The 17,615-nt window shown below is 53.3% G+C and carries 16 protein-coding genes and 3 tRNA genes; 15 read left to right on the forward strand and 4 right to left on the reverse strand.

Annotated features, from left to right (window positions below; genetic code table 11):
* Both AC6T8Q_RS16960 and AC6T8Q_RS16965 read left to right on the forward strand, forming a co-directional pair.
* Nucleotides 1–824, forward strand: an 824-nt coding sequence (locus AC6T8Q_RS16960; RefSeq protein WP_500680216.1) for a DUF6602 domain-containing protein, incomplete at its 5' end; no start/stop codon positions are given.
* 56 nt (nt 825–880) lie between these two features.
* Nucleotides 881–2,050, forward strand: coding sequence for a hypothetical protein (locus tag AC6T8Q_RS16965; RefSeq protein WP_500680217.1), 1,170 nt, complete (start codon nt 881–883; stop codon nt 2,048–2,050).
* A 505-nt stretch (nt 2,051–2,555) separates the two neighbouring features.
* Here the strand turns inward: AC6T8Q_RS16965 and AC6T8Q_RS16970 are convergent.
* Nucleotides 2,556–2,628, reverse strand: a tRNA-Ala gene (locus AC6T8Q_RS16970).
* A gap of 89 nt (nt 2,629–2,717) precedes the next feature.
* Nucleotides 2,718–2,791: transfer RNA gene (locus tag AC6T8Q_RS16975), tRNA-Ile, on the reverse strand.
* 263 nt (nt 2,792–3,054) lie between these two features.
* On the opposite strand from AC6T8Q_RS16975, the gene AC6T8Q_RS16980 reads away from it, so the two are divergent.
* From AC6T8Q_RS16980 to AC6T8Q_RS17040, 13 genes are all read left to right on the forward strand, one after another.
* A complete protein-coding gene (locus AC6T8Q_RS16980; RefSeq protein WP_500680218.1) occupies nt 3,055–4,974 on the forward strand; it encodes a thioredoxin-like domain-containing protein in 1,920 nt (639 codons plus the stop codon).
* Between the two features lie 281 nt (nt 4,975–5,255).
* Complete coding sequence (locus AC6T8Q_RS16985; RefSeq protein ID WP_500680219.1) at nt 5,256–5,537, forward strand: hypothetical protein; 282 nt, start codon at nt 5,256–5,258, stop codon at nt 5,535–5,537.
* A 277-nt stretch (nt 5,538–5,814) separates the two neighbouring features.
* On the forward strand, nt 5,815–6,627 hold the full coding sequence (locus tag AC6T8Q_RS16990) for a BON domain-containing protein (RefSeq protein ID WP_500680220.1): 813 nt from the start codon (nt 5,815–5,817) through the stop codon (nt 6,625–6,627).
* Between the two features lie 284 nt (nt 6,628–6,911).
* Nucleotides 6,912–7,502 (forward strand): hypothetical protein, encoded by a 591-nt coding sequence (locus tag AC6T8Q_RS16995; protein ID WP_500680221.1) that lies wholly within the window; start codon nt 6,912–6,914, stop codon nt 7,500–7,502.
* 105 nt (nt 7,503–7,607) lie between these two features.
* A complete protein-coding gene (locus AC6T8Q_RS17000; RefSeq protein ID WP_500680222.1) occupies nt 7,608–10,046 on the forward strand; it encodes a tetratricopeptide repeat protein in 2,439 nt (812 codons plus the stop codon).
* A gap of 144 nt (nt 10,047–10,190) precedes the next feature.
* Nucleotides 10,191–10,880, forward strand: coding sequence for a MotA/TolQ/ExbB proton channel family protein (locus AC6T8Q_RS17005; RefSeq protein ID WP_500680223.1), 690 nt, complete (start codon nt 10,191–10,193; stop codon nt 10,878–10,880).
* Between the two features lie 17 nt (nt 10,881–10,897).
* Nucleotides 10,898–11,329 (forward strand): ExbD/TolR family protein, encoded by a 432-nt coding sequence (locus tag AC6T8Q_RS17010; protein ID WP_500680224.1) that lies wholly within the window; start codon nt 10,898–10,900, stop codon nt 11,327–11,329.
* A 15-nt stretch (nt 11,330–11,344) separates the two neighbouring features.
* Nucleotides 11,345–13,192, forward strand: coding sequence for a hypothetical protein (locus AC6T8Q_RS17015; protein ID WP_500680225.1), 1,848 nt, complete (start codon nt 11,345–11,347; stop codon nt 13,190–13,192).
* Between the two features lie 177 nt (nt 13,193–13,369).
* The gene (locus AC6T8Q_RS17020; RefSeq protein WP_496922432.1) at nt 13,370–13,555 is read left to right on the forward strand and encodes a twin-arginine translocase TatA/TatE family subunit; all 186 of its coding nucleotides are present in this window, start codon (nt 13,370–13,372) and stop codon (nt 13,553–13,555) included.
* Between the two features lie 53 nt (nt 13,556–13,608).
* The gene (locus AC6T8Q_RS17025; RefSeq protein ID WP_500680226.1) at nt 13,609–14,001 is read left to right on the forward strand and encodes a Sec-independent protein translocase subunit TatA/TatB; all 393 of its coding nucleotides are present in this window, start codon (nt 13,609–13,611) and stop codon (nt 13,999–14,001) included.
* Nucleotides 14,002–14,038: 37 nt separating this feature from the next.
* Nucleotides 14,039–14,112: transfer RNA gene (locus AC6T8Q_RS17030), tRNA-Val, on the forward strand.
* Between the two features lie 236 nt (nt 14,113–14,348).
* Nucleotides 14,349–15,008 (forward strand): 3-keto-disaccharide hydrolase, encoded by a 660-nt coding sequence (locus AC6T8Q_RS17035; RefSeq protein ID WP_500680227.1) that lies wholly within the window; start codon nt 14,349–14,351, stop codon nt 15,006–15,008.
* A gap of 56 nt (nt 15,009–15,064) precedes the next feature.
* A complete protein-coding gene (locus AC6T8Q_RS17040; RefSeq protein ID WP_500680228.1) occupies nt 15,065–16,105 on the forward strand; it encodes a Gfo/Idh/MocA family protein in 1,041 nt (346 codons plus the stop codon).
* Nucleotides 16,106–16,108: 3 nt separating this feature from the next.
* On the opposite strand, the gene AC6T8Q_RS17045 is transcribed toward AC6T8Q_RS17040, so the two are convergent.
* Together AC6T8Q_RS17045 and AC6T8Q_RS17050 are read right to left on the reverse strand one after the other, a co-directional pair.
* Nucleotides 16,109–16,423 carry a hypothetical protein gene (locus AC6T8Q_RS17045; protein WP_500680229.1) on the reverse strand — a complete coding sequence of 105 codons (315 nt, stop codon included), beginning with the start codon at nt 16,421–16,423 and terminating at the stop codon, nt 16,109–16,111.
* Nucleotides 16,424–16,453: 30 nt separating this feature from the next.
* Complete coding sequence (locus tag AC6T8Q_RS17050; protein ID WP_500680230.1) at nt 16,454–17,239, reverse strand: SDR family oxidoreductase; 786 nt, start codon at nt 17,237–17,239, stop codon at nt 16,454–16,456.
* Nucleotides 17,240–17,615: the final 376 nt, after the last annotated feature.

Below are 17,615 nucleotides of genomic sequence, written 5' to 3' on the forward strand. Positions count from 1 at the left end.
GAAATCTTTTACAATCGTCAGCGGCTCCACCAGTCGCTCGACTACAAAACCCCAGAACAATTCGAAGCCGAAAACGCCCCGGCATTAGCGGCGTAGAAAAACTGGCCCGCCGCTGTCCGAAAGTCCTGGGCTATCGCAGTGATAAGCGTGAAGAGGTGTTTCGAGAAGCGTTGCTGCGTCGTTTGCCACAATCTGTTGCACTAACCAAAGGGCATGTAGCAGACAGTAACAACAAGTGCAGTTCCGAGTTTGATATTGTGGTATTTAATCCACTTGCAAGGTTGGTACTTTCATACGCAGACAGTTCTAGACACATACTCCCTGTCGAATCGGTGTACGCTGTAATCGAGATTAGATCCCACATCAACAAATCCGCTGTCGAGGCTGCTGCAAAGAAAATGCAGGAACTTTCTGAGCTTACACGGCACTACAGGAAAACTGTAATAAATCAGATTCTGACGCAAGAGCAGGATTCTTGGAGAGAGTATCAGTGTCCTGCAACTTCTGGCTTACCCGGATGCTCACCACCCATACTCGGATTTTTGGTTGGCTATGAGAGTGATTCGGTAGCCACTATTCTTGAATCGCTTTCGCAACACCGGGGTGCGATAAAATGCGTGGCTTGCATTGATCAATATTCGGTGCTCGACGAGAACCAAGACGAGGACCTGGGGCTTAGTGAAATGCCGGAGCTTTCACTCTCGTACTTCCTGCTAACTTTGTTAAATCACCTTATGCATTTTGAGGCATGCGGTTCTCTTTTTATTCCAATTTTAGAAAGGTATTTTGACGCGACTGATTCTGATGCAGATGCTGCCGGTTGAGTGCAAGCAAAATAATTTTCCTACAAAATGTTACCTTGCGAGGTCCAGGCGTAAAAATGCCTTACGAGATTAAATTTAACGGAAAGCCAGCTGGAATCTCTGTAAGCGCAGCCCGCGAAGGCGAGAAGGCACAGATTTTGGCCGATGCCTTTGTTTCGACCGAGGACGGCCAGCTATTTATTGATTTCCTTGAGCAAATTGTTCAGCCGGTGCTTAACCTCATTCAGGCTCAACACGGAGTGTTCACTGCGGCTTCCGCAGTGCAATCGATTCTCGTGTTGGTTTCTGATGACAACTCGGCTATTGCATATCTCAATGAAGAATTAGGGCTGGGTAGTACCTGCATATCCGCGAGAGTTTTGGATGCTGGCGAACGAATTGGGCCAGATGACATTTCTAGCTTCGAAGAAATCAAATTCAAGGAAATCGTGATTCCTGCTGACAAGGCTGTAATATTTCTATTTTCTCTTGGTTGGAGAAAGGGATTGTATTTTGATTTCAGACCCATATGCACCAAGCACTTTGGCGAGCAGCAGTCTATCGACAGATCCAAGCAGTTTGCAGAGCTTCACAATCGAGTAGTTTTTCAAAATCGCTTTGCTATCACAGAAGACGATTGGAAATTGCTGTTTGATGCTGGCGTATTCCCGTTCTACGGACTCCGTCAGTCGCTTTTCACCGAACTACTATCCCACCTAAAGGCCGGCTGGCCTCTTGAAGAACTTGGCGATAAGCTGCACGAAGATATAACTGGGAAAGTTGGCGATTGGCTTAACTCGTGGGCGAAAATTGAGTTGTTTGCACCGCACATGCAAGCTTTGTCCAGTGCGGTCGAACGATACAAGTCTGGCGATTTTTTCTCATCTATTTCAACATGCGTGCCCCGCATAGAAGGAATACTGAGGGGACACCTCTCCCTCCACGACCCTTTAAGCAAGGTTTCACAAGAGACGCTCTCCAAGATGGCGGAAGACGAAAACAAATCCTACGACATATTATTAACAGCGAAGTTTTCGCATTACTTGCACGAGGTCTTTTTCGCTTCTTTCGATGGGAAGAAGCCTCCAGGCGACAGGGAGCATGTGCTTTCAAGGAATGCACTAGCGCATGGAGTTCTAAGCGAGAGCCACTTCAATTCGTATCGCGCTTCGATTTGCATGTTAGTTGTCCATCAGCTTTCTAAGAGTGTCACACCGCCAGCATTACCAGCAACTGCCGACAGTTAGCCGCCAAGGTCGCATAGTCGTCTTTGTAGTTGGGCAAATCCTACCGCTCAAACTAACCCGGAAATCAGCCGCGGATCGAATATAGGTTCTCATTCCAGCATGATGTCGTGCAAGATGTTGTATCGTTCTATCAGTTCCGCGCGGAACGGATTGTGTTTCTAGCCGGCCGTAAGCTTATCTATAGCAGTGGCACCCGTTTTGGCCGTCACCTTTGGTATAATAACTTCACACTGGCCAGGAACGCATACTGTCGAGTAGTGAGGCGTTGTCAACCACAGATCTGACCAGCACTGTTTGAAAAAAATCAATTCACGGAAACGCGAATAGGGGTGGAAAAGTTGGACAAGTTGACCAAGTTGGAAGTCTTGAAATGAAAATTCCACTCGTGTGGCACAAGAAATGGCGATTGACGTGCCTCGAATCAAAAGATGATTCGTCATGCGAGTCGAGAGCAAAGAATTCACTCACGCCTTACCAGAAGAAATTCTGGCAGAAAGAAAAAAAGTGGAGCCGAGGGGGGTCGAACCCCTAACCCCTGGCTTGCAAAGCCAGTGCTCTCCCAATTGAGCTACGGCCCCGGAGGGAATTTATGATGTGAGATGTATGATCGAAGATGGGGGTCAACTAAGATCCGCAATCTTACATCTCAAACCAATATTTCCGGGAGTGGGCGCACCAAGACTCGAACTTGGGACCTCAGCCTTATCAGGGCTGCGCTCTAACCAACTGAGCTATGCGCCCGCACGGCCTCAGCCGGGGTGAAGTGCTATCACTTGCCTCCCGAACTGGGGTCGAATCACACATTTTAGGTTGCTATCGCTGTCTGTCAAAGGGGGATTCAGGCGATTCTGGGCCTTTGGGAAATCAACATCGCTCTGGCCCGCTAACCGGTACAAACGCTATAACACCGCCACTTTTCGGAGGCCGAGACTTGCGGGCCGTGCGTTGTGCGGCTGCGTGCTCGATTCCCAAAATAAGGAATCCCCGCAACAAGGATTTTTGTGATGTCATATCGTTTGTTCAGCGTGCTGGTTGTTACTTGTGCCACTTTGTTCGCGTTGGCGGATTCCGCCGCTGCGGCCCCCACGGTGGCCGATGCTTTGAAGCTCACGCCCGTGCAGAAGGGCATTGAATATGACACGCCGAAGGCCGATGAGATCGCGAAATCTTCGATCAAACCGGAAAAAGTCAACGGCATGACCGCCTGGGTCGTGCGCGGTCCGAACAATCAAATTCTCCGGCAATTCGCGGATTCCAACGGAGATAATGTCGTCGACGTTTGGAGCTACTACCGCGACGGCCTCGAAGTGTATCGCGACATAGATTCCAACAACAACGGCAAGGCCGACCAGTATCGTTGGTTCCACAGCGCCGGCATTCGCTGGGCACTGGATGAGAACGAGGACAACACGATCGACGCATGGCGATTGATTTCGCCCGAAGAAGTCGCCGAGGAAGTTGTGACCGCGCTTGCCATGAATGATCAAGCCCGATTTGAGAAGCTGTTGCTCACCGTCGAGGACATCAAAAGCTTGGGACTCGATAATGTTCGCTCCGAGCAGGTGACCAAACGACTCGCCGCCGCCCCCGAGAAATTCAAAACGCTGTCGGCGGATGCCAAGAATTTTAAGTTCAGCGACTTCGGCGGCACCAAGCCGGGCATGGTTCCCGCGGGTTCGCAAGGCGTCGGCAAAGATCTGCAAGCTTATGAAAGCGTGTGGGCGATGGTCGACACCGGTGAGGAGCATAAGCAATTGCAACTTGGCACCCTCATTAGCGTCAAAGGAGCTTGGAAATTAATCGACGGCCCTGCCCTGGGCACAGAAAACAGCGTGGCTGGATTCTTTTTTGATCCAGGTGGACGCGGTATTGGCGAACGGGCGACCGTGGAAGCCGACGCGGCCCCGACCGAGAAGATGGAAAAATGGATGACAGAGATCCAAGAGCTGGATCAGAAGCTGAGCGAAGCCGCACCGGCTGACAAACCGGCTCTCAACAAGCAACGCGCGGACTTAATGCTAGAACTAGCGAATTCGTGTTCCGACAGTAGTGATCGCGAGCAATGGCTCAAGAATCTTGCCGACAGTGTTAGTGCCGCCGCTCAGGAAGGCAGTTTTCCCGACGGTATCGCTTATTTGAAAGACTTGGAGGCCAAACTCGCCGCGGCCAAAGAATCGGAAGACTTGGGGGCCTATTTCGAGTTCCACCGCATGTCGGCGGAATATTACGGAGTGACACTCAAGGATCCTAAAGTCGATTTTGCCAAAGCGCAGGAAGAATGGTTGAAAGCACTGGAAGCATTTGTGGCGGCACATCCGAAATCGGAGCATGCTCCCGAAGCGTTACGTCAAATGGCGATGAGCACCGAGAACGCCGGTCAGATCGATGCCGCCAAGAAATGGTACGGCAAGATCTTGAGTGACTACCCGAATCATATTTCAGCGTCACATGCCAAGGGAGCGATCAATCGCCTTACGAGCGAAGGACGCGAAATTGCTTTGAAAGCCAAGGATCTGAGTGGCGCGGAGGTCGATCTCAAGAACCTGCGTGACAAGCCGGTTGTTGTGCAGTACTGGACCACGACTTCAGACGTTTGTAAGGCCGATCACGCCATTCTCAAAGACTTGGTTTCGAAGTACGGCGGTGGCAATGGCTTGCAAGTGATCAGCATCAACTTGGATTACAGTCGCGACCCGCTCGAAAAATATTTGGCCACCAATCGTTTGCCTTGGAAGCAAGTTTACGAAGAAGGTGGCTTCGACGGACGCTTGGCGAGCGAAATGGGGGTGGTGACCGTGCCGTTGATCTTGTTGGTAGGTCCCGACGGCAAAGTAATCTCGAGCAACATTCAAGCGGCCGAGATCGAAAGCGAACTCAAGAAGTTGCAAGTGGCCGGCCTACCTGGCGGCGATAGCAAGCGCTAGACTTAAACTCGTTTTGAGACGCCGTTGTATTTTTTGCAATCGTGTTGTGTTAACAACAACGGCGTGCCGATCTTTTGTTTTCATAGGTGCGTATTGAAGAGAGTATTCGTCGCGCCACGTTTGGCACACGAATCGCATAACAAATTGCTGACTTTATTAAGTCGTTGCTAGCGGAGTTCCGATTCACCAAAGATTGAATCGCGTGAACTAACAAAGCTAACAGCACCCTCAGCAAGGAATCGCATCAGGGACGCCGCACACGGAATCGTCGGCGAAGAACAATGGACGGATCTATCGCTCTCGAAACAGTCTGGGTTGGAGTTCATATTATTGGCCTGACCGCCGCCTGGATGGTTCGCAAAGAAGCATCAGGTTATCGCCAACGCTTGGCCTACAACAGCTTCTTCGCCTGCTTGCCTTTGGTGGCCATCATCACCGTCGTGGGTCAGTTTCTGTGCCTGACGACTTGGCCCCTTTCCGCCGGGACGTTGGGCGTGATGATTGTGGCCGCAGTGGCTGACTTCGGCCCGCGCACATCGCAAGCGACGACCAACGAACGCTAGTATGCCAGCAGCCGGAGAGTTCGCTTGAACTGCCCGGCTTATCAGGGCCGCATGTTTTTGTCGTCAAAATCGGAAAAAAACTCCCTTTCCGAACTCCCGACTGCCGAAACTCTCTTGTGACCGACCAACTCGTCTCAACTGCGCGGCTGTCTCCAACCGCCAGCGTCGACAGAAGGTTTTAGCAGCATCACGGAGGTGCTGCAGAACAGCAGCGAATCGGCCGCTCGCTCGACCCGAGTGTGAGCGACGAGTGCAGCAAATCTTTAGGAGGGGGACCATGCGGAGTTTTATCTTAGGTCTGGCGATGCTGAGCGCAGCGCTGGGGACCGCAGTGCCTACGGCGCTCGCGGCGACCAACGAGCAAGCAGCTCAGCAAATCGCCAAGAATCTGAAAGACAGCGGTAAGCTCAAAGGCTACCGCGTCGGTGTGAAGTATGAAGACGGCGTGGCCTGGTTGATGGGTACCGTCACCAGCGAAAAGCAAATGCAAATTGCCGAGCAGATTGCTAGCACCACGCCAGGTGTCGACCATGTGATCTGCAAGTTGGAAATTGCCGCTCCCGAAGGTGAAAACTTCGAGCCGGCTACCTTCGAAGAGCAGCCACAAACCGTGAGCAAGCCTGCGGCTCAACAGCCCAGACCTGCCGCTGCGAATCGTCGCAGCAACATGCCTGTGCCTTATGCCTACATGGGCCAAGGTCACCCACGAAGCATGCCACCACAAGGTATGCCTCCTCAAGGCATGCCTCCACAAGGCAATGTGCAGGCTGCTGCTTACAGCCAACAAGCTCAGTATTGCCCCGAGGGTGGCTACGGCGCCCCTGCGGGAATGAGCCACACACCTGCAGCTTCGGGTGCTGGCGTCGCTTATGACAATCCTCAAGTGCCAGGATACGCGTGGCCTAGCTACGCTGCCTCGCCGAACTATGCTGCTTTGTCCTATCCGCAGCAATATTCGGCTTCGGCCTGGCCTTACATCGGTCCGTTCTATCCTTATCCCCAGGTTCCGCTTGGCTGGCGGAAAGTGACTTTGGAATGGGATGACGGCTGGTGGTTCCTCGACTTCAAGGACAGCAAGCACTGCAAATAAGCTGGCTGAAAGTTAAACAACGGTTCCCAACCCTCGCCGAGCAGATTGTTCGGCGAGGGTTTTTTGTTTTGGTATTTCGCTCTTTTGAAGTTTGAGCTGATGCCACACAACTCACGCGCAAATCCTGCTAGCAAGCGGGCGTCGGAATTCTTGATTTTTTCGGTACAACCGGAAAAGGCCGCAAGTTCCACCCAGATTCACTCGATAACAGTAGCAGTAACTCGGCTATGTGCCTTGTTGCAAAGCTTTTCTGACGAATCACTGGACGGATAAAGGTAGATTCGATGTCACGCTCGCATAAGTTCACAACGCTAACTTTGGCTTCCATTGTGGCGATCAGCTCTCTGTCGACCACCGGATGTTTCTGGGGGTTGACGACAATCGGACCCAGTTTAGGTCCATTTGCGATCCCGACGCCGATTAGTCCCTACTTCCAAAAGAAGAAGGAAGACGAATACTGGCAACAGGAACGATATAAGCGGGTTCCCATTTTGGGCCCGATCACGTCAGGTGCCGACATTGTGGCGCTCGATCCACCAAGCGACGACGAAGTGATGCGAGCTCTCGAAATCGCTCAGCCCGTCCAAGGCGGCATTCCCCTGTTGCACGAGCACAATCGCAACAACGTACGAATCGTCAAGGAAAAAATCGCCGACTACATCGATCCTCCTCGGGTGTATCCGATGATCGGTCCGGCTCAACAGCATCATGCTCACTACAAGTGTACGATCTACTACGAAGACGTGCGTCGCATCGGCTGGCCCGTGCCACACACCCTGCGAGACGAAGATGCTCGCGAAGTGATTTATGTCGACCATAACCACCTTCACATGGTGGGGAACGTCGAGAATGCGATCGAGGCTCCCCTGTTCTAAGACAGTCGCCTGATCAAATGAGCTAACACGGGTGGGGCTTGCCAGAACTCCAGGGATTGGAGTGCTGGCAAGCCCTCTTTATTTGGGGCCCATCAGAGCTGTCTTATGATTCCCCGTTCCATTTATAAGCTGTTGTTTTTGGCTGCTATTTGCAGTCTTTTTGCGTTGAATGCCGTTGCAGACACAGCAAGTTTTCAACAGGCTCAAGATCTCTACAAAAAAGCAGCCTGGCAACCGGCTTTAGAACTGTTTGCCGGTTCTATTGCCAAGAGCACAGGCTCTGATGAAATCGCGGCGGCGCATTTCTTTGCCGGCGAATGTGCCATGCAATTGAGCGATTACCTCCAAGCTCAAGAGCACTACGATCAAGTGCTGGCCATTGCAGGTGATCAAGCCCTGAAGGCAAACGCCCAATTCCGCAGTAGTGAAGCACGCTACTTAGCAGGTGATGTGGTCGGTGCCGCCAGAGGCTTTCGAGAGTTTGCCGATGGCTATCCGCGGCACAAGTTCGCGCCATCGGCCTACAACTACCTCGGCCAAATAGCCGCAGAGGCAGATCTCCACGACCAAGCGGTCACATCTTACAACTTCGTTATCGAAAATTTCTCAACCGGTCCGGAAGTCGATCAAGCTCGTTTGGGACTCGCGCGAGTGTTGCTTGCCACGGGCCGTGGGAGTGAAGTGCCTGTCTGCTTGGGGCGGCTTTGCCAACATGAAAACCACGCGACTGCCGCAGAAGCAATTTTATTGTTAGGTCGGTCCAAGTACGAAGTGCGTCAGTACGATCAGGCGCTCAGCGCGTTTCGCCGGATCTACGAATTAGAGGCCACACCAGCGCAACAGCAGCGGGCCCATTTGGGAGCCGGCTGGGCGCTGTGGAACTTAGGCCGCCCGGATGAGATTTCTGCCGAAATCTCCTTACTCGCCAAGGCGAACGACTGTCAGACGGAATGTCATTATTTGTTGGGCATGGCCGCTTACAGCGCGGAGGATTGGGGCGTTGCTTGTCGGGAATTGGAACAAGCTTCAGTCGAACTCAGTCCGCACCGCCCTTCCGCGTTATTTTATTTGGGCGAAAGTTTTCTCAAAGCCGAGAACACGAAGCGAGCCCAGGAAATCTTCGAGCAAGTGGTTCGTTCTGAACCACAAAGCGAATGGTCCGACGATGCCGCCTGGGGTTTGGTTCGGACGGCGCAAGTTGCCAAATCCAAGATCGATATCGAGGAAGCCTGCGAACTCTTAAAAACCAAGTTCCCTCAGAGCGAATACCTAGCGCTGATTTCGATCGTGCAGCAAACCGATTTTAGCGCAGGTAAAAATACGACCGGATTTACGCTGTTTGAAGAAGCGGTCGCACTGGAGCGTGACGGCCAATTCAATGCGGCCCTGGCAGCTTATCGTGAGTTCTTGACATACAAGAATAATGGGACACTCCGAGCCGAAGGTTTGTGGCGAACTGCTCGTTTGCATGAACGACTCAAGCAATTTGCCGAAGCAAAGCAGTTTTACGAACAATTGCTCGAGGGGACTTCACAATTTGAACGAAGGGCAGAAGCGTTATCCCACCTCGCCGCGATTGAGGCGGAACGCGGCAAGCAAGCCGAAGCTAAAAAACATTACGGCGAATTGGTGGCAAACTTTCCCCAAAGCCCCCAGGCCGCACCTGCCGCCTATTGGCTAGCACTGGCTGCTGCCGATGAAAAGGATAATGGTGAAGCCCAGTATCAGGTCGATTGGTTGTTGACCCATTGCGATACCACGGAGCAATCTCTGACCGAGGAGCAAACTCGGTTATGGGAACAAACGCTCTGTTTGCAGTGTCAGTTATGGGCCGAGAGCAACAACTGGGAATCGATCAAAGATTTGTTGGGCGAGAATGAACAAACAGGAAATAGCGCAGCGAAAGCGCGGCTGGAATTTTGGCGAGCGGAAGCAGCGCTTCGGTCGGGAAATCACGCCGAGGCCAGCGAACGCTTTGACAAGTTAACATCGTCATCCGTGGGAATCGTTGAGGCCTGGGTGCCGATGGTCTCCTTGCGGCGGGCACAACTCGCCGCACGACGCGAGGATTGGCAGGCCGTGCTGAAGTTGGTGGATGAACTCGACGCAAAACATCCCGAATTTGAGCTCGCTTACGAATGTGATTACCTGCGTGGCCGAGCATTGGCAGGGCGTGGCGAAATGTCGTCGGCGCGAAGTGCGTATGGCGACGTTTTGGAGAATGAATGGGCGACCGGCACGGAAACGGCCGCGATGGCCCAGTGGATGATTGGCGAAACTTACTTTCATCAAAGAGATTACGAACACGCCGCAGTGGCGTATGAGAAAGTGATAGAGCGGCACAATCTGCCTGAGTGGCAAGCACGGGCGGCCCTGCAAGCCGGCAAGTGTGCCGAGTTGATGGAGCATTGGGACGAGGCTCGCGAGCATTACTCGCGGGCTCTGGATCGTTGGCCGAAGTCAGCTTCCGAAAAGCAATTGGCCGCGCGGTTGAAATGGTCAGAGGAACAGTTGGCACAACAGCCTTCGACGTTGCGCAGATAGTTAAAAGAATATCGGACGGCAGGGATGCACTTTCCAATCAACATATTGAACCAGCTTGGCTGCAAGTTTGTTGCAGTCTTGGCTATTGTGTTGACTGGAGCTGTGCCTGGTTGGGCTCAAGAATCCGCCAGTGGAGCCGCTCAGATGGCCGAGAATTCTCGTACGCTATGGGACATGGTTTCCGCCAGTGGGCCGTTGGTGTTCCCCATTCTTTTGTGCTCGTTCGTGTTGTGTGTTGTTGTCTTTGAACGGGTGTTGAGCCTGCGCCGGGGTCGTGTCGTCCCCCGTGTTTTTATCGAACGTTTTATACTGCAAATCAGCGAGGGGGCCATCGACAAAACCGAGGCCCTCGAACGCTGCGAACAAAATGGCAGTCTGATCGCTCGCGTGTTTGAAGCGGCCGTATGGAAGTGGGGCAAGCCGGCCGTGGAAATCGAGCAGGCCGTGCTTGATGAAGGAGAACGCGTTGCCAGCGAAATGCGGCGTTATTTGCGCGTGATCAACGGCGTATCAACCGTTTGTCCTTTGTTCGGATTGTTGGGCACGGTGCTCGGCATGATGGAATCGTTTGAAGTGATTTCCAAAAGTGCCGCGATGGGGCGTGCGGAATTATTGGCGGGAGGGATTGGGCATGCCCTGATGTCGACCGCGGCCGGACTCACCGTAGCGATTCCCGCTTTGATTCTTTATTTGTGGCTCACGGGGCGTGTCGACAGCTTGGTCATGGAAATCGACCGCCTGGGTCAGAATGTTGTTCACCTGATTTCCGCTGAAGGGATTGAAGAACGCCGCAATCGACCGAAACCAACACCTAAGCCCAAAAAGGTGGCATAGCATTGCCGTGAGAAATCATGCCACTCAAAACGCAAACCGATGAACTTCCGGCGTTGAATCTTACGCCGATGATCGACGTGGTGTTCTTGTTGATCATCTTCTTCATGGCCGCGAGCAAGTTCGCCGAAGTCGAAGCTGACATCGAACTACAACTTCCCGAAGTTGCTGCCGCGACGCCGCTGACCTCAGCGCCCAAGCAACGCACCGTCAGTGTTGAAAAAGATGGCCAGGTGCAACTCGACGGCGAAGCGATGACACTTACCGAACTGACCAGCAAACTCGCTGCCGCGCAGCGCGAGTTTGCACAATTGAGCGTCGTGATCCGTGGTGATGCCGCCTGTGCGTTCCAACACGTCGCCGCGGCGCTTTCAGCGTGTAAGGATGCCAATATCTCGGAACTGGGCATCACCGTCAAACTCGCGCAGGGCAACGCGAATGTAACCCGTTAGCGAGTCCTCACGGCCATGCAAAATCAGCTGCTTATTGTGCTGGCCTTTTGGGGGCTTACGACTCCGACTTGGATCGCCATGTGGTCGGTGCTGACAGTGCTCACGATCGCACTTGTCGTTTTACTGCGAGCCCGTTGGTCGAGAGAGCGCACTTGGCGAATGTGTGCGGTGCTTTCGTTATGGGTGCATGTGTTGATTGTGGTGTTCTCCATGACCGTGCGAATCGTTACGGGACCACCTGGACCTGGCAGCGGCGGACCCATCCGCGTGGCGGTCCTTCCTGCTGAACCAATCACAGCCATTGAGTCCAACAGTGAAGCGAAAGAAATTCAACCCATTCTGGACGAGTTAGCCGCTCCTTTGCTGGTCGCTCCCGCTGCAGAGCCGCTTGTGGAAGCGAAACCTAAGACCGATGAGCAGCCGACGCCGGATGCCTTCGTCATGGAAGAGCTCACCGAGAGCTTGGCGGTGGCGGAACCTTTGCCCCCTGCCCCACTTGAAGCACCGTCATTGATGCCGGCTCCCGTTGTTGAAGAACCAAAGCCCAAGGAAAAATCCAAAACCAAGGGGGCAGACAAGCTCGCCAGCGAAGACAAACCTCTGCCCAAGAAAGCTGAAAAAGAAACCGAGGCACCTACTCCGACAGACAAGTTGGCGGAAAGTGCTGAAACCACCCGAGAAACTTCGGCGCCAAAAATTGCTTCGAATGCTGAGACATTGCCAAGCATTGACGCCGCAATTCCTAATCTCTATGCGGATCGTTTTGCCGATGATCTGACGGAATTGGCGAGCGAACGTGGTGGCAGTTCACAAACTCAGGCGGCAGTCAATGCCGCGCTGGCTTGGCTCGCGGCCAATCAATCGGCCAACGGCGGTTGGGATGCTTCCAAATTCGGTGCCGGTGTTGAACGTGCGGTGATGGGACACAATCGACAAGGCGCCGGTGCGAACGCGGATACCGGCGTGACCGGACTCGCGATCTTGGCATTTCTAGGGGCGGGGCATTCACACACGCAGGGGGATTATCGGAACGAAGTCGCCAGGGCTCTCGAGTATTTGCGGCAACGCCAGCGTTCCGACGGATCGCTTTTCGGCGAAGCGGAATTGTTTGCCAGGACTTACTGTCATTCGATGGCGACTCTTGCCGTGTGTGAAACCTACGCCATGACACGCGACAAGCGGCTCGACCCTCTTTGCCGAGCGGCCGTATCCTATTCTCTGGCGATGCAGCATCCGACTGATGGCGGTTGGCGTTATCGCCGTGGCGACATGGGCGACACCAGCCAACATGGTTGGCAATTGATGGCACTGAAAAGCGCGCAACTCGCGGGGATCGAAGTTCCCGATATGACTTGGGCTCGCGCCGAGCGTTTTTTGCGCCGTGTGAAACGCGGCAATCACGGTGGCCTCGCGGCTTATCGTCCCGACGGCCCCCCGTCGCGGACGATGACGGCGGAAGCCTGGTTCTGCCATCAGCTCTTGCAGGCGGATCGTGGTGGTTCGCTCAATCCGTCGGCGATCCGCGAGGCGGTCGAGTCGCTTGAGCAGGAACTGCCAAGTCCGTCCAACCGCAATTTGTATTATTGGTATTACGCGACTTTAGCTTTGCAACAGAATCACCACCACTCGCCGGAAGACAGCTCAAGCTGGGAGGCCTGGAATCACGCGCTCACGACGGCGTTGATTGCCACCCAAGAAAGCGACGGCAGCTGGGATGCCGACTCTGTCTGGGGTGGCTACGGCGGCAAAGTCTACACAACGTCGCTCTCCGCCCTTTGTTTGGAAGTGTATTACCGCTACAACCCGGCGCAAGGGCCGAGCGAACTTGCGGATCGCGAGGGTTGGCAGTCGCTCCAGCGGTAAATTTGACATTTCATTTCCGACAGCCAATCATGCGCAAAGTGGCGATTTTACGGGGTAAACTTGAGGGGGCTGAGCTTGGCGGTTTGACTTACCCTTGCCCCCCTGTAAAATTAGAGTCATCTGGGCCGGGAGTTTGTAACCTCTGGCTGGTCCCTCTTTTATGGTGGCATGTATACAATGTTCGCATTTTTTCCGACGACCAGTGGAATGCTTATTTTGGGGTTAGTGGTCTTGTTGCTGTTTGGCAATCGGCTCCCCTCGGTCATGCGCTCCTTGGGCGAAGGGATCACCGAGTTTAAGAAAGGGATGAACGGCGAAGGTGCCTCCGATCCCAATCACCGAATCGAAGATCGCCGCGATTGATCGCAACTGCTTGATCGAATCCCTAGGCGAGACCTTTTCTGGAGTTTGTGACAGTGACGGGCCCCGATCTTTTAGTTGGCTACGATTTTTTTGTAGGCTACTTTGGCATTAGCCCGACCGAAATGCTGCTCGTTATGTTCGTGGCACTCATGCTCTATGGCGGTGAGTTGCCCAAGGTTGCCCGTTCGTGGGGCAAGAGCCTCGCTGAGTTTAAGAAGGGCATCAACGGAATTCAAAACGAATTCAACACGGTTTTCCAAGACGAGCCACCACGAATTCCTTACCACGATCCTGTTTACAGCCATAATGCTGGCACGATCGACGGCCATCTGGCTGATGAATCGCACCACTCTTCCGAAGAGGTGCATGAAGCCGATATTTCTACTCAGACTTCAGTTGCACCTCAGCCCGAGAGTCCCGTGACATCGGAGCGTGAGAGCATCTAGGCAATGGCCCTTTCGGCCATTAAAATGCCAAATCCCCGGGCGGCTAGCTCAGTTGGTTAGAGCGCTACGTTCACACCGTAGAGGTCACAAGTTCGAGTCTTGTGTCGCCCACTCGTTGTAATTCTTGCCGAATCAAGAGATTCTGTTGGCTGGCGACGTTCGGCAGTTCGGCTTCTTTAAGATGATAGCTATTAAATCCTAGTAATTTTCACCAGTGACGTGGCACGTGACCATGGATTTGATGCAGTAGCAGCCTGATATACGAGTAATGGGGCGGCGAACTTGGCAATCTTGAATCTGAACTTCCGAAGCAGTTTGGTTATAGCTACTATTGGCGCGGAATTCCCATGATTGTTTTACTGATTCTCGTATGCAATTGTCTGCTTTCAGCTGCTATTTCTTGCGCTGCTGAGCCCGAGTTTGTTCCCCTGTTTGACGGCCAATCACTCGAAGGTTGGGAAGGGGCTATTGAGGGATACACCGTCGAAGACGGCTTGCTTGCTTGTCGTGAAGGGGCGATTGGCAATTTGCTTACAAAGAAGGAATATAGTGACTTTGATTTGGAATTTGAATTTCTCCTGACAAAAGATGCGAATAATGGCTTAGCGATTCGGGCGCCGTTGGAAGGTGATGCGGCTTATGTGGGGATGGAACTGCAAATCATCGACAACGAATCCAAGAAATATGGCGATCTGTTGGACTATCAATACCATGGTTCGCTTTACGGAGTCGCTCCCGCCAAACGTGGTTTTCAGAAACCGGTGGGAGAATGGAACAAACAACAAGTTCGCTGTCAGGGACGCAAAGTCGTCGTGACGCTAAACGGAGAGAAGATATTGGATGTGAATCTCGATGACGTCGCTCCCAACGGCAAAACAATCGATCAAAAGGAGCATCCGGGTTTGGCCCGCTCATCTGGCCGAGTTGGTTTCCTTGCGCATGGCGATAAAGTGTTCTTTCAAAATATCATGATTAAGGATTTGAGCCAATCAACAGAGGCCAAGTAAACTCCTGATGGTTGGTTGTTCAGCGCGCGGAAGTCGAGCAAAAATTAGAGGCAACTATGATTCGTGTTGGGATTGCGGGCATCGGCTTCATGGGGATGGTTCACTACCTTTCGTACCAGAAGCTGCGCGGTGTGAAGGTCGCCGCGATTTGCGAGAGTAAAGTTAAGCGGCTGAAGGGCGACTGGCGAGATATTCAAGGCAACTTTGGCCCGCCCGGCCAGATGATGGATCTTGCCGGAGTTAATACTTACAGCAACATCGATGAAATGCTTGCCGATCCGTCTCTGGACATGATCGACGTGACATTGCCACCGGCTTTGCATGCCGACATCGTTATTAAGGCTTTGCAGGCTGGAAAGCATGTGTTCTGTGAAAAGCCCATGGCCCTGACGGTCCGTGATTGTGATCGCATGATCGCCGCGGCGAAGAAAGCTAAGAAACTTCTGTTCATCGGGCATGTCTTACCCTACTTTCCAGAGTACGCTTGGGCATTGAAAGCAATTCAAAGTGGAAAGTATGGATCCTTGTTGGGCGGCAGTTTCCGACGAGTCATCTCGGAACCCACTTGGCTTGCCAATTATTGGAACGCCGATCTCGTTGGCGGACCGATGTTGGATTTGCACATTCACGATGCCCACTTCATTCGCCTGCTATTTGGCAACCCGCACTCCATCATTTGCCGAGGTCGAGTGCGAGAAGGTTTGCCTCAGTTTTGGCATAGCCAGTTTGACTACGGGCCAAATGGACCAATTGTTTTTGCGACGAGCGGCACGATCGACCAGCAAGCACGGCCTTTCAATCACGGCTTCGAGATTCACTGCGAACGAGCCACCCTCTTGTTCGAGTTTGCAATTCTTGGTGGTGATGGCGTTTATTGCCCCCAGCCAACCATGCTCGTCGGGGGAAAAACGCAACATCCCACGTTGCCAGATGGCGATCCGATGAATGCCTTCGAAGCCGAGTTGCAGGAAGTATTAAAATGCGTGCGGGCGGGAGTGAAATCGCAAATACTGGATTCTTCACTCGCTCGCGATGCCATCGTCTTGTGCAACAAACAATCTGAAAGCCTCAGCCGTCGCAGTATCGTGCGGATGTAATGGTCACTTCGATTTCTTCTTCGCCTTCTTCTTCCGAGTTGCGGCGGCTTTCTTGGCGGATTTGGTTTTGGCGGCCTTCGATCGCGCGGCCGATGCCTCTCCCCCCTTCTTGCCACCTTTCTTTGCAGCCGACTTGTCGACTTTCTTCCCCCGGCCGGAACCGCTCTTCTTGCCGCCGCCGGTCATGTCGTTGACCGTGGCCCACGCGCGACGTTTGGCTTCTTTTTTTTTGACGCCACGCTCCTCGTAACCCTCGGCAATGTGCTCGGCCTGACGTTTTTGCTTTTCCGTGTACTTGTCCTTATCGCCGCGAGCCATGATTCGTTCCTCCATTACTGATACGATCACTCAACCCTGCAACAATGACTGTCCGCCATCGATCCAAATCGGCGTGCCCGTAATATGGCTCGACCGCTTCGAAGCCAAGAACAGCACCAGCTCCGCCACTTGCTCGGCCGTGCCTGGCTCGCCGTCGGTGAGCGGGATATTCCCTTCCGGAAATTCCACGGGCTCAATAGCTTTGTCGAGTTCGCGCCGCTCGGTCTTTTCATGAATCGGCGTTTCGATCATACCCGGGCAGATTACGTTCACGCGAATCTGGTACTGGGCGAGCTCCAGGGCCAGCATCTTGGCCATCGCCACCTGCCCTGCCTTGGAGCAAGCATAGGCTGTCGCTCCCGAGTTGCTGAACATTCGCGTCCCATTGACCGACGATGTGATGATCACCGAGCCGCCCCGTTTGCGGAGTGCGTCCAGGGCATACTTGATCGTGTAAAACGTGCCCGACAGGTTGACGTCGATCGTTTCTTGCCATTCGTCGGGCTCCAACTCGCCGAGTGGTGCCCACACGCCGTTGATGCCGGCGTTGGCGAACACGATGTCGAGCCGTTGCCATTTGTCGATCAGTTCTTGAATGGCCCCTTGCACCGCTTCAGCTTGGGAAATATCGACATCCAGTGCGATGGCTTCACCGCCGCCATCGCGAATCTCGGATACCACCTGTTTGAGTTTATCATCATTACGGCCCAAAACCCCGACGCGTGCCCCGGCTGATGCCAAGCGAATCGCGCTGGCTTTGCCGATGCCAGAGGTCGCCCCCGTCACCAAAGCAACATGATCTTTTAGCTCGTTCATGACGGGCCAAAATGCATATGCCATGCCACTCCGACCACGTAGCGATCAAGCGCTCATTCAGCTTTGCCAGGTTGGCCAGCTTTGCGTGGTTTGCAGCACCCTGAGAAAGCAAACCTGACTTTTCGCGCGATCGCTGGGGTCCCAACTTTGGTGACGAAACTCCTCCCTTTTGGAACATGTCCATCGCTCTAAGTGCAAACACCACCAGCAGTAACGCAGCTGGCCGAGTGACAAAAGCCACGGACTTTTGGTCAAAATAGCTCAAACGACGTTCAACAATCGAAAACTGGTTTTCAAAGAACACGCCTACATGGGGCGAGCACCATTTTCGTCATTCCAGAAGAGATTTGAAGGGGCGATTTTTGGCCGTGCGTAT

Origin of the sequence: Bythopirellula sp. (assembly GCF_041737835.1) — a bacterium.
Classification (GTDB): Bacteria; Planctomycetota; Planctomycetia; order Pirellulales; family Lacipirellulaceae; genus Bythopirellula.

Coding starts and splice junctions, on each gene's coding strand:
- AC6T8Q_RS16990 (WP_500680220.1), top strand. CDS start 5,815: ATGCGGAGTTTTATCTTAGGTCTGGCGATGCTGAGCGCAGCGCTGGGG.
- AC6T8Q_RS16980 (WP_500680218.1), top strand. CDS start 3,055: ATGTCATATCGTTTGTTCAGCGTGCTGGTTGTTACTTGTGCCACTTTG.
- AC6T8Q_RS17000 (WP_500680222.1), top strand. CDS start 7,608: ATGATTCCCCGTTCCATTTATAAGCTGTTGTTTTTGGCTGCTATTTGC.
- AC6T8Q_RS16995 (WP_500680221.1), top strand. CDS start 6,912: ATGTCACGCTCGCATAAGTTCACAACGCTAACTTTGGCTTCCATTGTG.
- AC6T8Q_RS17020 (WP_496922432.1), top strand. CDS start 13,370: ATGTTCGCATTTTTTCCGACGACCAGTGGAATGCTTATTTTGGGGTTA.
- AC6T8Q_RS17005 (WP_500680223.1), top strand. CDS start 10,191: ATGGCCGAGAATTCTCGTACGCTATGGGACATGGTTTCCGCCAGTGGG.
- AC6T8Q_RS17035 (WP_500680227.1), top strand. CDS start 14,349: ATGATTGTTTTACTGATTCTCGTATGCAATTGTCTGCTTTCAGCTGCT.
- AC6T8Q_RS16965 (WP_500680217.1), top strand. CDS start 881: ATGCCTTACGAGATTAAATTTAACGGAAAGCCAGCTGGAATCTCTGTA.
- AC6T8Q_RS17010 (WP_500680224.1), top strand. CDS start 10,898: ATGCCACTCAAAACGCAAACCGATGAACTTCCGGCGTTGAATCTTACG.
- AC6T8Q_RS17050 (WP_500680230.1), bottom strand. CDS start 17,239: ATGAACGAGCTAAAAGATCATGTTGCTTTGGTGACGGGGGCGACCTCT.
- AC6T8Q_RS17015 (WP_500680225.1), top strand. CDS start 11,345: ATGCAAAATCAGCTGCTTATTGTGCTGGCCTTTTGGGGGCTTACGACT.
- AC6T8Q_RS16985 (WP_500680219.1), top strand. CDS start 5,256: ATGGACGGATCTATCGCTCTCGAAACAGTCTGGGTTGGAGTTCATATT.
- AC6T8Q_RS17045 (WP_500680229.1), bottom strand. CDS start 16,423: ATGGCTCGCGGCGATAAGGACAAGTACACGGAAAAGCAAAAACGTCAG.
- AC6T8Q_RS17040 (WP_500680228.1), top strand. CDS start 15,065: ATGATTCGTGTTGGGATTGCGGGCATCGGCTTCATGGGGATGGTTCAC.